14 protein-coding genes are annotated in these 12,920 nt (G+C 64.8%); 7 read left to right on the top strand and 7 right to left on the bottom strand.

Features of this window, described 5'->3' with window-relative positions; genetic code table 11:
* Window position 1: 1 nt before the first annotated feature.
* A complete protein-coding gene (locus CH286_RS01410; protein ID WP_032404773.1) occupies window positions 2-1,471 on the bottom strand; it encodes an MDR family MFS transporter in 1,470 nt (489 codons plus the stop codon).
* A gap of 148 nt (window positions 1,472-1,619) precedes the next feature.
* Between CH286_RS01410 and CH286_RS01405 the strand changes: the two genes are divergently transcribed.
* The gene (locus CH286_RS01405) at window positions 1,620-2,237 is read left to right on the top strand and encodes a TetR/AcrR family transcriptional regulator (protein WP_094608126.1); all 618 of its coding nucleotides are present in this window, start codon (window positions 1,620-1,622) and stop codon (window positions 2,235-2,237) included.
* 68 nt (window positions 2,238-2,305) lie between these two features.
* On the opposite strand, the gene CH286_RS01400 is transcribed toward CH286_RS01405, so the two are convergent.
* Window positions 2,306-3,451, bottom strand: a complete 1,146-nt coding sequence (locus CH286_RS01400) for an NAD(P)/FAD-dependent oxidoreductase (protein ID WP_094608125.1) — start codon at window positions 3,449-3,451, stop codon at window positions 2,306-2,308.
* The gene (locus CH286_RS01395) at window positions 3,448-3,954 is read right to left on the bottom strand and encodes an Lrp/AsnC family transcriptional regulator (protein ID WP_052058303.1); all 507 of its coding nucleotides are present in this window, start codon (window positions 3,952-3,954) and stop codon (window positions 3,448-3,450) included. The genes CH286_RS01400 and CH286_RS01395 overlap by 4 nt, the downstream gene beginning before the upstream one ends.
* A 170-nt stretch (window positions 3,955-4,124) precedes the next feature.
* On the opposite strand from CH286_RS01395, the gene CH286_RS01390 reads away from it, so the two are divergent.
* From CH286_RS01390 to CH286_RS01380, 3 genes are read left to right on the top strand one after another with little or no spacing between them, the layout of a single operon-like run.
* Window positions 4,125-4,697 (top strand): antibiotic biosynthesis monooxygenase, encoded by a 573-nt coding sequence (locus tag CH286_RS01390; protein ID WP_037149552.1) that lies wholly within the window; start codon window positions 4,125-4,127, stop codon window positions 4,695-4,697.
* Between the two features lie 46 nt (window positions 4,698-4,743).
* A complete protein-coding gene (locus CH286_RS01385; protein ID WP_094608124.1) occupies window positions 4,744-5,511 on the top strand; it encodes a tyrosine-protein phosphatase in 768 nt (255 codons plus the stop codon).
* A 17-nt stretch (window positions 5,512-5,528) separates the two neighbouring features.
* Complete coding sequence (locus CH286_RS01380) at window positions 5,529-6,053, top strand: peroxiredoxin (protein WP_032404779.1); 525 nt, start codon at window positions 5,529-5,531, stop codon at window positions 6,051-6,053.
* 15 nt (window positions 6,054-6,068) lie between these two features.
* Here CH286_RS01380 and CH286_RS28040 read toward each other — a convergent pair whose 3' ends face one another.
* The gene (locus CH286_RS28040) at window positions 6,069-6,191 is read right to left on the bottom strand and encodes a hypothetical protein (protein ID WP_254925592.1); all 123 of its coding nucleotides are present in this window, start codon (window positions 6,189-6,191) and stop codon (window positions 6,069-6,071) included.
* Between the two features lie 81 nt (window positions 6,192-6,272).
* Between CH286_RS28040 and CH286_RS01375 the strand changes: the two genes are divergently transcribed.
* Window positions 6,273-7,400 carry a class I SAM-dependent methyltransferase gene (locus tag CH286_RS01375; RefSeq protein WP_094608123.1) on the top strand — a complete coding sequence of 376 codons (1,128 nt, stop codon included), beginning with the start codon at window positions 6,273-6,275 and terminating at the stop codon, window positions 7,398-7,400.
* Between the two features lie 3 nt (window positions 7,401-7,403).
* Here the strand turns inward: CH286_RS01375 and CH286_RS01370 are convergent, their stop codons facing one another.
* Window positions 7,404-7,829: a hypothetical protein gene (locus tag CH286_RS01370; RefSeq protein ID WP_032404781.1), complete on the bottom strand. Its 426-nt coding sequence runs from the start codon at window positions 7,827-7,829 to the stop codon at window positions 7,404-7,406.
* Between the two features lie 197 nt (window positions 7,830-8,026).
* Between CH286_RS01370 and CH286_RS01365 the strand changes: the two genes are divergently transcribed.
* Complete coding sequence (locus CH286_RS01365; protein WP_032404782.1) at window positions 8,027-8,875, top strand: Bax inhibitor-1/YccA family protein; 849 nt, start codon at window positions 8,027-8,029, stop codon at window positions 8,873-8,875.
* Between the two features lie 65 nt (window positions 8,876-8,940).
* On the opposite strand, the gene CH286_RS01360 is transcribed toward CH286_RS01365, so the two are convergent.
* Together CH286_RS01360 and CH286_RS01355 are read right to left on the bottom strand one after the other, a co-directional pair.
* Window positions 8,941-10,161, bottom strand: coding sequence for an acetyl-CoA C-acetyltransferase (locus tag CH286_RS01360; protein WP_037149544.1), 1,221 nt, complete (start codon window positions 10,159-10,161; stop codon window positions 8,941-8,943).
* Between the two features lie 71 nt (window positions 10,162-10,232).
* Window positions 10,233-11,246 carry an SGNH/GDSL hydrolase family protein gene (locus tag CH286_RS01355; protein ID WP_094608122.1) on the bottom strand — a complete coding sequence of 338 codons (1,014 nt, stop codon included), beginning with the start codon at window positions 11,244-11,246 and terminating at the stop codon, window positions 10,233-10,235.
* A gap of 96 nt (window positions 11,247-11,342) precedes the next feature.
* Between CH286_RS01355 and CH286_RS01350 the strand changes: the two genes are divergently transcribed.
* A complete protein-coding gene (locus tag CH286_RS01350; RefSeq protein WP_037149541.1) occupies window positions 11,343-12,728 on the top strand; it encodes a cystathionine beta-synthase in 1,386 nt (461 codons plus the stop codon).
* Window positions 12,729-12,920: the final 192 nt, after the last annotated feature.

Below are 12,920 nucleotides of genomic sequence, written 5' to 3'. Positions count from 1 at the left end.
CCTAGTGAACCGGTTGTGCGGGGGCGAGCGCCTCGCTGTCGGTTCGTGCCGGTGCCCGGATGAAGAACGACGCCGCCACTGCGACCAACGACACGGCCCCGCCGTAGAGGAAGGCTGTGTGTATTCCGGCCTCCGAGCCGCCCACAGCAGTTGCGCCGTCGGCGATTCTGGCTGCTGCGGTGTTGGACATCACGGTGACGAACAGTGCGGTACCGGCAGCACCGGCCAACTGCTGGACCGTGCTGAAGATGGCACTACCGTGCGAGTACAGCTGGGTGGGAAGCGATCCCAGCGACGAGGTCATGAGCGGCGTCATGATGAGAGCCAGGCCCGCCGAGAGCAACATGTGGATACCGATCACGAGCGGCAGTGCAGTCTGCGCGTCCAGCACGGTCATCGACCACAGCGCGCCGCTCACCACCACGGCACCGGGAATGACCAACGGACGCGGCCCGATTCGGTCGAAGATGCGTCCGACGAACGGGGCGAGCAGACCCATCAAGAGTCCGCCGGGAAGCAACATCAGTCCGGTGTCGAGAGTGTCGAGTCCGCGGACGTTCTGTAGATACATCGGTAGCAGGATCAGTGCGCCGAACAGGGCCATCATCGAGATCGCGATCATGCCGAGTCCGATACTGAAGGTGGGAGTGCGGAACGGACGCATGTCCAGCAGAGCGCCGCCGCGATCCTGACGTGAGATCTGCCGGATAACGAACACCACGAGGGCGACGGTACCGACGACCAGCGGCAGCCATACCGGCACCACGGACTCCTCGGCCGAATGTCCCAGGCTGCTCAGGCCGTAGACGATGCCGCCGAAAGCCAACGCGGACAACACGACCGACACAGGATCGAACGACGGCCGACTGGTCTCGGTCACGTTCTTCACCAGAGTTGTGCCGATGGCGAACGCGATGAGTGCGATCGGAAGGACGAGCCAGAACATCCAACGCCAGTTGAGCGAATCGAGGATGATCCCCGAGATCGTCGGACCGATCGCGGGTGCCACAGCGATGACGATGGAGATCACGCCCATCATCGCGCCGCGTTTGTGCGCTGGAACCACGGTCAGCACCGTGGTCATCAACAGCGGCAACATGATCGCCGTGCCGCTGGCCTGGGTGACGCGCCCGAGCAGGAGCATCTCGAAGCCCGGAGCGGAGGCAGCGAGCAGCGTGCCGACGGTGAACAGGGTCATGGCTGCCACGAACACCTGACGCAGAGTGAAGCGCTGGAACAGGAATCCGGTGATGGGGATTACCACCGCCATCGTGAGCAGAAATCCGGTGGTGAGCCACTGTGCGGTGGTCGCCGTGATGCTCAGGTCGACCATCAGGGTAGGCAGCGCCACGCTCATGATCGTCTCGTTGAGGATCATGACGAAAGCCGCGATGACGAGGATGCCGATCAGTAACTTGCTGCCCGGCGCGAGCTGCGCGTCGGGTGCGTGGTCGGTCTCAGGTGTGGTCATGTGTCGAGAACTTTCGGGTATCGGTGCAACGTGTGGAGCAATTCTTGTGTGTAGACAGCTTGAATCATCATGACAGTGACTGTCAACTTGAATCTTGCTGGTATGTTGACAGCCAGACGCTAGAGGAGTGACCGATGGATGGAGGACGATGAGCGATCGAGTACCGGATCTGCGAGAGCGACGTCGTCGGGAAACCCTCCTCGACATCACCCGTGCTGCGCTCGATCTGTTCGAGACGCAGGGCTGCGCCGCAACGACGGTCGACCAGATCGCACGTCGGGCCGGTGTATCGCCCAGCACGTTCTTTCGTAGCTTCGCATCCAAGGAAGAATCGGTTCTCGGGCTCGCCCCGGAGTTCGAGCTCGATATCGACGCCTGGCTGGCATCGACGGCCCCCGCGGACATCACCCTCGCTGCTATCGAAGCACTGTACGAGCGATCCGTCGAACGATTATCCGCTGCACCGCACGAGGCGCGAGATCGACTCCTGCGTACCCGACGGCTGATCGGGCGCGACGACCACCTGCGGGCCGCCGCCTTCGCGACCGACGCCATGACGCTCTGTCGCGTCACCGACTCGGTGGCCGCCAAGCTCGGTGGTCACGAATCACGTTCGTACGCACGGTTGCTGGTCGAGGGTGCCGGCATGGCCATGCGGATCGCCTTCGACGACTGGGCCGAGCGCATCGACGCCGGGCAGGACGCCGACCTGGTGGACATCTACCGAACTACGCAGCGCGATCTACGACGCGTGGTCGCCGGGTGACTGCACACGTCGTGCGCGGAACTTCGTAGCAGGGGTCGAGTTTTCGTGCACGTGGCGCGAAGCGCCTCTCACCTGAAGCGGCTGGGCGACAGGTCCGCTTCGTCGAGCCCGCGCTCGGTCACATCGACCGGAAGTTGTTGCCGCCGTGCCAGAGACGCGCCGACCCGGGCCAGCGCTGCGCACGTCTGGATTCCGTACCCACCCTGACCGGCGCACCAGAAGAAACCCTCGATATTCGGATCGAATCCGACGACCGGAGTTCGGTCGGGCACGAAGCTGCGCAAACCGGCCCAGGACGACCGGACGTGCCGCGCCGTCAACGTGGTCGCCTCGGCAATGTCGTCGAACGCTCGGGCGATCTCCAACTCGTCCGGGCGGGCATCACTCGGCTCGGTGGGCGTCTCGTCCGCAGGCGAGCACAGTAGTTGTGTGCCTTCGGGTTTGATGTAGAACTTCTCGTCGATGTCGCTCAATGTCACCAGGTGCGCGGTATCGAGGTCGTCGGGTGCGGCCACCATGAACACCGAGCGACGCATGGGCACGAGTCCGATGGGCTCGGCTCCCGCCATTGCCCCGAGAACATCCGCCCATGCGCCCGCGGCGTCGACGACGAGTGGAGCAGTGTGTGCCGACCCATCGGTGGTGTGCGCGTGCCACAGTCCGTCGATGCGCCTCAGTGACCTCACCCCGGTCCCGGTGTGGACACGCCCGCCCCGCGCACGGAGCCCTCGCACGTAGCCCTGATGCAGGGCGTGCACGTCGACTTCCATCGAATGCGGCTCGTACAGAGCGCAATCGATCAATTCGGGGCGCAGCGGCGGAAAGAATGTGCGCGCGTCGGCAGGCGAAACCAGTTGTGCGTCGGGCGTCAAGCGGCTGACGTCGGCGTACATCGCTTCGAGCGCGTCGCCTCGTCCGGTGGACGCGAACTGGAGCAGGGGGCGCGGGGCGAGCAGTTCGGATCGAAAGTGCTCCGGCGGGTTCTCGAGGAAGTCACGGCTGGCCGTCGTCAGAGCACGAATCGTGTTGTTGCCGTATGTTTCCAGAAACAGCGCGGCCGAGCGTCCGGTGGTGTGGAAGGCCAGGGTCTTCTCGCGCTCGAGCAGGGTGACTCGGTGATCGCTCGCGAGTTCGTATCCGAGCGAGACACCGCCGATTCCGCCGCCGACAACTATTACATCGGTGGTAGGCGTGTCGTGAACGGATGTGCTCATGGAGTTCTCCCGTTCCTCGGCTGGGTGATTTTCGGCTGAGCGGTCCATTGAGCGCCGGGGCCGACCGCCTCGTCGAAAATCAGCCAGGTTCGGGTCGACAGTATCCCGTCCAGCCCCTGCAACTTGTCCAGCACCAGATGCCGCAGCGCTGATGTGTCAGGAGCACGGACCAGAACGAGCGCATCGAAATCACCGCCCATCAAGCTGACGTGCTCGACGAACGGATAGGTACTCAGGTCGTCGGCGACGGCACGCCACGAATCCTGCCGAATGGACAGAGCCACATAGGCGGATGCGCCGACTCCGGCCTTCTCGTAGGCGATGCGTGCGGTGAACCCCTCGATGACGCCCTCGTCGAGGAGGCGGTCGACGCGTACGTAGGCGTGTGCCCGGGAGATGTGGGTTGCCTCGGCCAATGCGCGCATGGACATTCGGCCGTCACGGCTCAGCTCGGTGACGATGCGTCGATCCACGTCGTCGAGCTCGTACTCGGTCTGTGCCATCCGTCCACTCCAGGTCGTTCACGAGAGGTCTGTATGGACAGACTGTCACATCAGTCGCACTTGGGGGCCATACATCTACATCTGGGCCCCTGATTTGAAAGCTGGTCCACTGGCCCGCACTCTGTGTAGAACAGGAAGGCCGAGACGAACACGTGCAGAAGGGGTACCGCATGACCACGACGGACACGCTCGACCACGTCACGACCTCGGTCGCACGGCGCGTTCGCGAGGGGTACGAAGCAGATTTCGTCGAATGGACCGATCAGGGTATCGATCTCGTCCGAACTTTCCCCGGCTTTCTCGGTGGCGGCTGGCTGCGCAGTTCCGGCGGATCCAACGACTACCACGTGGTGTACCGGTTCGAGACCCACGACAACCTCGACGCGTGGCTGCACTCGGATTCTCGACGCCGCTGGCTCAGCAGCGGCAGGCCCATCGCCGACGACGTTGCAACACATCGTCTTTCCGGCGTGGAGGGATGGTTCGAGCCGCAGTCCAACCTGACCGACGCTGTTCGAGTGATCGGCGGCCCGCCACCCCGGTGGAAGCAGGCGATCTCGATCGGTGTGGCGTTCTATGCCGTCAGCTTGCTGGTCAACATCGTTCTCACACCACATTTGACGGGGTTGAACGTCGCCCTGCGAACGGCGGTCGTGGTGATGATGTGCACGCCGTTGATGGTTTACGTGGTGATGCCGTTCGTCACCTCCCGGCTGCGGAAGTGGCTCGTACCCCGCGTCTGAGCCCGGCCTCGCTTCTGTACAACCTCGCTTCTATACAGTCGGGATCATGCCCGACGCCCGTGTGCACAACCAGTTCGCTCTCGACGGGGCCTGGAACTTTCGAGACCTCGGCGGTGTTCGCACTGTCGACGGCTCGAGGATTCGGCCCGGAAAGTTCTATCGCGCATCGGAATTGAGTGCTCTCACCGAGCGTGGTCAACGCGCCGTGGTCGATCTCGGGATACGCACGGTGTTCGATTTTCGCAGTGACTCCGAGATTGCACGAAGTGGTGTCGACAGAGTTCCGGACGGCGTGCAGTCGATCTCGGTGCCGTTCCACAACGACATCGGTGAGCGCGCTCCGCACGAGGTACCGACCCACGCAGAACAGAGTCAGGTCGACTACCTGCTACGCGCGTACGCGTCGTTTCCGGTGCTGGATGGGGCGGCGCACGCGATCAAGCAGGTGGCGGAGGCTGTTGCCGCCGGACGAGGCGGAGTTCTGGTGCACTGCGCCGCGGGTAAGGATCGGGCGGGGTGGACCGTCGCGACTGTGCTGCGTGCCGCCGGAGTGAGCGAGGACGAGATCCTCGCCGACTACCTCGCCAGCAATGCTGCAGTGGAGCCGCTGCTCGCCCATGTGCGCCGGATATGGGCAGGTACCGATGACGTCGAAGAGCCCGGGGAGGCGTTGTTGGGAGTCCGCGCGTCCTATCTGGAGCGCGGAATGCAGGCTGTGACGTCGAATCACGGGTCGTTCGAGGCGTACCTGAGTCACTTGGGTATCGATGAACATCTGCGCGGACGGCTCGTGGCCGAATTGGTTCAGGACTGAGCGGTAGCCTCTGCGTCATGCGAATCGGACAGACGGCCCCGGATTTCGAGCTCCCCGATCATTCGGGTGAATCCCGTGCGCTCTCCGAGCTGACGGCATCGGGCCCGGTGGTGCTGTTCTTCTATCCTGCGGCCAACAGCCCCATTTGCACCGCCGAGGCCTGCCATTTCCGGGACCTCGGAACAGAATTCAGCAGATTCGGCGCGCAGCGAGTAGGGATCAGCACCGACACACGCGACAAGAATCAGCATTTCGCTCTGCAGAGGTCCTTCGACTTTCCACTGCTGTCCGATTCCGACGGCGCGGTGGCCGAACAATTCGGAGTGCGGCGAGGTGGGTGGTTCACCCGGCGGCGTCGGCTTCGTGAGCTCGAACGCGGGCGGGCGCATGCGGCCAACCGTGGGTACCTGCGGCAGCTACTGTCCGTGAAGCGGACGACATTCGTGATAGATCGGCACCGAGTGGTGCGGATGGTGGTGCAGAGCGAACGCGGTCACGTGCACGCGACCAAGGCCTTGGAATACCTGCGTTATCTGTCTTGACGCCGAAGTGCGCCGCTATTCGTTCGCGCCGCTGAACAGGGCGGTGTAAACGGCAGGCTTGGAAGCCTCGGCATGCGCATCGGTCGACGCGTCGTCGGGATGGCTGAAGAGTGCCTCGTTCTTGTCCTTGTGTTCCATCCCCCGAGCATGCCCCTAGTCGACCGCAATAGCCACTCGCCGCGCGGAACGCATGCGTGTGACGGGTGGGATACTGCTCGGGTGCCTGATGAAACTCTTTTCGACACCTTGCGTCGCGAGCCCGACGCCGAGGCACCCAACCTCCATGCCGTCGACGCCGCGGACCGTCTGGTACTCGACACCGTCGACGAGCGTCCGGGAGTCGAGAGAACTGCACCGATCGCGGTGATCGGCGATCGGTACGGTGCCCTCACCCTCGGTGCCGCGGCGCTGGGCTTCACGAATGTGCGGGTTCATCAGGACGCCGTCACCGGCGTGCGGGCGCTCGAACTGAACGCTGCGCGGGTTGGCATGAGCGATTCGTACACCCAGCACAGGCTCGGTGCCGAGCTGTTCGACGGCGTCGGCACGGTACTGATGCAGTTGCCGCGAGGTCTGGCCGAGCTCACCGAGATCGCCGAGCACATCGCAGCGCACGCAACCGCGGACGTCGTGGTGTTGGCAGGTGGGCGAGACAAGCACATGACCCCTGCCATGAACGATGTGCTGCGACGGTCCTTCACGACGGTCACGGCCGGCCGAGGACGACAGAAGGCCCGAGTGCTCACCGCGGCCGGGGCGGTGGCGTCGGGCATGACGTATCCGGTGAGCAAACGTCTCGCGGATATCGACATGACGGTCGTGGCCCATGGCGCTGTGTTCGCCGGCGCAGGCCTGGACATCGGGACACGGTTCCTGCTCGAGTTCGTTCCGAAGATGTTGCCGCGTGCTCGCACGGCCGTCGATTTGGGTTGTGGCACAGGAATTCTCGCAGCAGAGCTGGCGCGAACCAGGCCGGATCTGGAGGTGATCGCCACCGATCGTTCGGCTGCAGCGATCGCGTCGGCAGCGGCGACGGCGGAGGCGAACGGGACTCGGATCGCGGTGATCGCCGACGATGCGATGTCGACCTTCGAATCGGAGTCGGTCGATCTGGTGGTCTGCAATCCGCCGTTTCACGAGGGTGCTGCCGTGCATACGGGCGGAGCGAGCAAACTGTTCGCTGCCGCCGGTCGGGTGCTGCGGCCCGGCGGTCAACTGTGGACTGTGTTCAACACTCACCTGAACTATCGACGCGAACTGGCCGACGCCGTGGGTCCCACCGACCTCATGGGGCGCAACGGCAAGTTCACCGTTGCTCGCTCGGTGCGGCCGAGCGAGCAACGGTGAGTGTCAGGTGACCGGGCCGCCGTCTTCGGGGGTTCCGTCGATCTGGCCGCGGTTGCGTCCGCGGTCCTCGACGAGGGTTCCTTCGACGATCTCCGCCTGGCGCTGGCCTTCCGCGTAGTCGATATCGGGATCCTCGTCGGATTCCTCGACGACGTGGTCGACCAGTTCCTCGGTCAACTCGTCGTCGGGGGTCTCGGTGATCGGGCGGTCGAGCTCCTCCTCGACCGCGATGTCGGGTTCTTCCTCGCTGAGCTTGAGGTCCAGGCTCTCGCCCTCGGCGGCCTCACGGGCTGTGGTGCCGAAGCTGTTGGCCTCGCTCCAGTGGTCCGGGGGATCCACCACGGTGTCGCCGTCGTCGTTGCGCACCTCGTCGGAGTCGACGCTCTCGCTGGGGTCCAAAGTCTGGTCGGGTCCGTCTTCGATTGCCATTTCCTCATAGTGCCCGTTTCGATTCGGTGTCACACACGCGGTCGTCTCCGCGTATCGAGGGCCTACCCGGTAGAGTCCGTTTTGTCCGTCGTAGAAGTTCTCGGTTCGGGAACTTTTGTCCGGATATCAGACGTTCTACTGATGACCGGCGGGGAGATCCCCGGTGGGGATCAGAACTTACGAAGGGAAGAGACACGGTGCGCACCTCCAGCAACCCGGTGTTCCGCAACCTGCCCAAGCAGCAGGGCGGCGGCTACGCCACATTCGGATCTGCGACGGCTGGAGCCTCGCAGGCCGCAACCTTCGGCCAGCATCCCGGAACGCAGGCCGATCCGTACACCACGCAGCCCGCTCAGCGGGCCATGACGATCGATGACGTCGTCACCAAGACGGGCATCACCCTCGGTGTGCTGAGCGTGACGGCGATCATCTCGTACCTGCTCGTCTCCAACAACACCGACTTGGCCATCCCGTTCGTGATCGGCGGTGGCTTGATCGGCTTCGGTTTGGTCATGTTCGCGACCTTCGGTCGCAAGATGGACAACAAGGCCATCGTCCTCGCCTACGCCGCCGCAGAAGGCGTGTTCCTCGGCGCACTGTCGCTGATGTTCACCGGTGTCGAGTTCGGTGGGGTCGGCGGATCCGCCCTCATCGGTCAGGCAGTGCTCGGCACGTTCGGCGTGTTCTTCGGCATGCTGATCGTCTACAAGACCGGCGCCATCCGCGTCACCCCGCGCCTGACCCGCATGGTCGTCGGTGCCCTGATCGGTGTCGTCGTGCTGATGCTCGGCAACCTGGTTGCCAGCTTCTTCATGGAAGACGGCTTCGGACTCCGCTCGGGCGGACCGCTGGCCATCATCTTCAGCCTCGTCTGCATCGGTATCGCCGCGTTCAGCTTCCTGCTCGACTTCGACCAGGCCGATCAGCTGATCCGTGCACAGGCACCGGAGAAGGCAGCCTGGGGAGTCGCCCTCGGACTGACGATCACGTTGGTCTGGCTGTACGTCGAGATCCTGCGTCTGCTGAGCTACTTCCAGAACGACTAGTACTCACGCGAAAAGCCCCGCCACTCCTTTCGGAGGGCGGGGCTTTTTCGTTGTGATGTCTCGGATCAGCTGAGACGTTCCAGCACCATGGCCATACCCATGCCGCCGCCGACGCACATGGTCTCGACGCCGAACGTCTTGTCGTGGGTGGTCAGGTTGTTCAGCAAGGTGGTGGTGATGCGGGCACCGGTCATACCGAACGGGTGGCCGATCGCGATGGCACCACCGGAGACGTTGAGCTTGTCCTCTTCGATGCCGAGGTCGCGAGCAGAGCCGAGGACCTGGACCGCGAAGGCCTCGTTGATCTCGAACAGGTCGATGTCGGAGATGGACATCCCCGCGATCTTCAGCGCCTTACGGGTGGCCTCGATGGGGCCGAGGCCCATGATCTCGGGGGACGTGCCGGTGACTCCGGTGGAGACGATGCGAGCCAATGGCGTCAGGCCGAGTTCCTTGGCCTTGGTGTCGCTCATGATGACGAGTGCTGCTGCGCCGTCGTTGAGCGGGCACGCGTTGCCCGCGGTGATGGTGCCGTTCGGACGGAAGACCGGCTTGAGCTGGCTGATCTTCTCGTAGGTGGTGCCGGCGCGAGGGCCGTCGTCGGTGTTGACGACGGTGCCGTCGGGCAGGGTCACCGGGGTGATCTCCCGCTCGAAGAAGCCGGCGTTGATGGCCTCTTCTGCGCGGTTCTGGCTGCGGACGCCCCAGTGGTCCTGATCCTCGCGGGTGATGCCGGTGAGCAGCGCGACGTTCTCGGCCGTCTGGCCCATCGCGATGTACGCGTCGGGGAGCTCGCCGTTCTCACGGGGATCGGTCCAGCTGTCCGCGCCCTCTTCCTGTGCCTTCTTGGTACGGGCTTCGGCGTCGGCGAAGATCGGGTTGTGGCTCGCGGGCAGCGAGTCGGAGCTGCCGTGAACGAAGCTGGACACGCTCTCGACACCGGCGGAGATGAACACGTCGCCCTCGCCTGCCTTGATCGCGTGCAGCGCCATCCGGGTGGTCTGCAGCGAGGACGAACAGTAGCGCGTGATCGTCGTTCCGGGGAGCGAGTCGTAACCGAGCTGAACCGCGACGATGCGGGCGAGGTTGTTGCCCTGCATGCCGCCGGGCAGACCGCAGCCCAGGAGGAGATCGTCGATGTCCTTGGGGTCGAGCGAGGGCACCTTGGCCAGCGCAGCGGCGACCATCTGAGCGGTGAGGTCGTCGGGACGAATGTCCTTTAGCGACCCCTTCATCGCCCTGCCGATCGGTGAGCGCGCGGTGGCGACGATGACTGCCTCTGGCATGAGATCTCCTTCGAATCGATACTGCTTACCTGCTCTGTTACCGCCGAGTAGGCGATGTCTCCTGACCGAACTTACAACCCCGCCCGACCTCCGCCGCCACGACGTACGAGATCCTCCGACGCAGTGCTGATCTCGGCGTCGAGCTCAGCGGTTCTCCTGCGCAGGAAGCGGTCGAGTGCGGCCGTGGCGCGGGGGATGGGCTTGCGTGATTCGACGGCTGCGGACACGGTCGGCAGTTCGGGCAGTGGGCCGCCGTGCCACACGCCCAGCGCGGACGCGAGTACCGGCAGAATTTGCTGGGCGGCGAGTTCGTAGCCCGCGGCCGACGGGTGAAAGCGATCCGCCGAGAACATGGTGTCGGGGGCGGCGAGAAACTCGGGGGACAGCAGATCCGCCAGAGCCACCGGATGTCCGCCCGCGCTGAGCGTTCGGGCCGTCTGGGCATGGGCCAGCCGCCGACCCCAATTGCGTACGACGGTGCGCAGCGGCTGCGGAATGGCAGTCACGACACCGAGATCGGGGCACGTCCCCACGGCGACCACACAGCCCTTGGCCGTCAGTCGCTCGACCGCGTCGCCCAGTCTGGCCGCCGATGCGGGAATGGAGAACTTCTTGGTGACGTCGTTCGCGCCGACGAAGATGACCGCCGCATCGGGCGGCGGACCGGCGACGAACATCGCATCGACCTGGCCTTCGAGTCCCTTCGAGGTGGCACCGGCAATTGCTTTGGTGCTCAAGCGAATTCGCTGACCTGTCTCCTCGGCCAGGCCGCGGGCGAGCAGAACGCCCGGGACTTCGTCGGCAACGACGCAGCCCACGCCCGCGGCCGTGGAGTCGCCGAAGATCATCAGATGAATATCTGCTGAACTTCCCAATCGCCACCGTTCGGGGGCCGCGCAGCCCGCTGTGTAGACGCCGTCGGCCTCCGGTGGCTTGGCGGTGGTACGCCCGATGACGCCGCGGGCCGCAGCGGCCTGTCCCATGAGATGTCGGTAGGCGGCCCAGGACGCAGTCCCTGCTCCAGAGCCCGCAAGTACCGTCGCGGCGCTCGCTTTCGCAGCGGTGCGCCATCCGCTCGCCGTCACAGATCGATCCCTCTCGTCGCGCCGTCGACACCATCGTAGGCGGGCGTCGACGGCAGTGGCCGAGAGTCGAATACCTGCATCTGGGAAGATGGTGCAATGCGCATCGCTCAGCACATCACCGAACTCATCGGCAACACCCCGTTGGTGAAGTTGTCCACCGTCATCGGCGACGGTGCAGGCACGGTCGCGGCCAAGATCGAGTACCTCAACCCGGGTGGTTCGTCCAAGGACCGCATCGCCGTGAAAATGATCGACGCGGCCGAGGCGTCCGGCGAACTGAAGCCCGGCGGCACCATCGTCGAACCCACGTCCGGCAACACCGGCGTCGGTCTCGCGCTCGTCGCACAGCAGCGCGGTTACAAGTGTGTGTTCGTGTGCCCAGACAAGGTCGGCGAGGACAAGCGCAACGTGCTGCGCGCCTACGGAGCAGAGGTCGTCGTCTGCCCGACGGCTGTCGCACCCGAGGACCCCAACAGCTACTACAGCGTCTCCGATCGACTCGTTCGCGAGATCGAGGGAGCCTGGAAGCCCAACCAGTACTCCAACCCGGCCGGACCGGCCAGCCACTACGAGACCACCGGCCCCGAGATCTGGGCCGACACCGACGGAAAGATCACTCACTTCGTCGCAGGCGTCGGCACCGGCGGCACCATCTCCGGCACCGGCAAGTACCTCAAGGAGGTCTCCGGCGGCAAGGTCAAGGTCATCGGCGTCGACCCGGAGGGCTCGGTCTACTCCGGCGGCACGGGACGCCCGTACCTCGTCGAAGGTGTCGGCGAGGACTTCTGGCCGACGGCCTACGACCCGTCCATCCCGGACGAGATCATCGCCGTCTCCGACAACGACTCGTTCGACATGACGCGTCGCCTCGCCCGTGAGGAAGGCCTGTTGGTCGGCGGCTCGTGCGGCATGGCTGCCGTTGCCGCGATCCAGGTTGCCGAGCGCGAAGGTCCCGACGCGTTGGTCGTCGTGCTGCTGCCCGACGGCGGACGCGGCTACCTGGCAAAGATCTTCAACGACTCGTGGATGTCGTCGTACGGATTCCTGCGTTCGCGTCTGGACGGCACAACCGAGGAGACCTCCGTCGGCGCAGTGCTGCGCGGCAAGTCCGGTGCGCTGCCGGATCTGGTGCACACTCACCCGTCCGAGACCGTGCGTGACGCCATCGAGATCCTGCGCGAGTACGGCGTTTCCCAGATGCCGGTGGTCGGAGCCGAGCCACCCGTCATGGCAGGCGAGGTTGCCGGCAGCGTCACCGAGCGGGATCTGCTCAGTGCCGTGTTCGAGGGTCGCGCAGCGTTGGCCGACCCCGTCGCCAAGCACATGAGCGAGCCGTTCCCGCTGATCGGTGCCGGCGAAACCGTCTCCGACGCCACCAAGGCCCTCGGCGAATCCGATGCGCTGATGGTCGTCGAAGAAGGCAAGCCAGTCGGCGTCATCACTCGCCACGACCTGCTCGGATTCCTCAGCAAGGGAGCCTAGGCATGTGAGTGGAAACTCGTAGCCTGCTACGAGACAGGAGTGGAGCCTGCGGAACGACCCGCAGGCTCCACACTCACATGCGGCGCAGCCGCTCTCATATGGAGGTCGGCCTGTCAACGACGGCATGGTGAAGCGGTGGCACGCACCGTCGTGTGTGCCACCGCTTCCTGTCGCCGGGATGGTGATCGATGC

This window comes from Rhodococcus sp. WWJCD1 (assembly GCF_002258735.1).
Taxonomy (GTDB): Bacteria; Actinomycetota; Actinomycetes; order Mycobacteriales; family Mycobacteriaceae; genus Rhodococcoides.
The sequence above is the reverse complement of the archived record's forward strand: the minus strand, read 5'-3'. Positions and strand labels throughout refer to the sequence as shown.

Excerpts from the sequence above, each read along its gene's own strand:
- CH286_RS01410 (WP_032404773.1), bottom strand. The coding sequence starts at position 1,471 with ATGACCACACCTGAGACCGACCACGCACCCGACGCGCAGCTCGCGCCG.
- CH286_RS01405 (WP_094608126.1), top strand. The coding sequence starts at position 1,620 with ATGAGCGATCGAGTACCGGATCTGCGAGAGCGACGTCGTCGGGAAACC.
- CH286_RS01400 (WP_094608125.1), bottom strand. The coding sequence starts at position 3,451 with ATGAGCACATCCGTTCACGACACGCCTACCACCGATGTAATAGTTGTC.
- CH286_RS01395 (WP_052058303.1), bottom strand. The coding sequence starts at position 3,954 with ATGGCACAGACCGAGTACGAGCTCGACGACGTGGATCGACGCATCGTC.
- CH286_RS01390 (WP_037149552.1), top strand. The coding sequence starts at position 4,125 with ATGACCACGACGGACACGCTCGACCACGTCACGACCTCGGTCGCACGG.
- CH286_RS01385 (WP_094608124.1), top strand. The coding sequence starts at position 4,744 with ATGCCCGACGCCCGTGTGCACAACCAGTTCGCTCTCGACGGGGCCTGG.
- CH286_RS01380 (WP_032404779.1), top strand. The coding sequence starts at position 5,529 with ATGCGAATCGGACAGACGGCCCCGGATTTCGAGCTCCCCGATCATTCG.
- CH286_RS28040 (WP_254925592.1), bottom strand. The coding sequence starts at position 6,191 with ATGGAACACAAGGACAAGAACGAGGCACTCTTCAGCCATCCCGACGAC.
- CH286_RS01370 (WP_032404781.1), bottom strand. The coding sequence starts at position 7,829 with ATGGCAATCGAAGACGGACCCGACCAGACTTTGGACCCCAGCGAGAGC.
- CH286_RS01360 (WP_037149544.1), bottom strand. The coding sequence starts at position 10,161 with ATGCCAGAGGCAGTCATCGTCGCCACCGCGCGCTCACCGATCGGCAGG.
- CH286_RS01350 (WP_037149541.1), top strand. The coding sequence starts at position 11,343 with ATGCGCATCGCTCAGCACATCACCGAACTCATCGGCAACACCCCGTTG.